The 755-nt window shown below is 52.1% G+C and carries 2 protein-coding genes; both read right to left on the reverse strand.

Going from position 1 to position 755, the window contains the following annotated elements:
- The coding region (locus tag NZ960_08610; protein MCS7177649.1) for a hypothetical protein at positions 1-336 on the reverse strand (336 nt) is incomplete at its 3' end.
- Positions 337-406: 70 nt separating this feature from the next.
- Positions 407-649, reverse strand: a complete 243-nt coding sequence (locus NZ960_08615; GenBank protein MCS7177650.1) for a hypothetical protein — start codon at positions 647-649, stop codon at positions 407-409.
- Between the last annotated feature and the right edge of the window lie 106 nt (positions 650-755).

A 755-nucleotide genomic window follows, 5' to 3' on the forward strand; every position in this document is an offset into this window, starting at 1 on the left:
TATCACCTTCTCGTCAGCGTCTGGAATCATTCGCCGTGCAAACTGGTCGGGGAAGCACCGCTCCAGGAACCACGCCGCCGCTTTCCAGTCCTGGTTCCAGCGTGCACGTATAGCGCTAATAGCAGCAGCAATCGCCTTTGCCTGTGCTTGCTCAATCGTTGCTGCATACGTCGCGTAAGGTTCTTCGCCCTTTTCCCCCCGCTGGAGCCAGTCGTAATGCGTGCGTCGTGTCAATCCGACCAGCTTGACCGCCGACGTAATCGGTACACCGTCCTGAACAGCCGACGCAATCTGCTGCGCAAAGGACAACACTTGCTTTTCGGTGTAGTATTTCATAGGTTGTCGGCAAATCTACTTTGTGACCAATCCGCAACATAACGCAAAACAAAGGGCAAAAACGCCTATTCTAACGCCAGCTTTCCAGCCACTGGCAAAATTCTTCCGTCGTGTTACGGTCAATTTGCCGCAATTCCTCGTACACTTCCTGCATAGTTACCAAGCTTTGCAGCACCTCCTCCATCTGTTCGACTTCGCCGCTCATGAGTGCCCTTCGCGCATTTTCGGCGTAGCACTCCAGCAAGCACCGAAAGGTACCTTCAGGACTTCGGTTCTCGAGGAATTCGCGTACAATTCGTTTGACGTCGTCCATGATACAACACTGGTACTACAGTGGAACATTTGCTCATACATTCGACCAATAGCAAAGATTATTTGTTTGCAACGTTCGGCTTCCGCATACCGCCCGCTTTCCATGT

Origin of the sequence: Candidatus Kapaibacterium sp., from assembly GCA_025059875.1 — a bacterium.
Lineage (GTDB): Bacteria > Bacteroidota > Ignavibacteria > Kapaibacteriales > HRBIN21 > HRBIN21.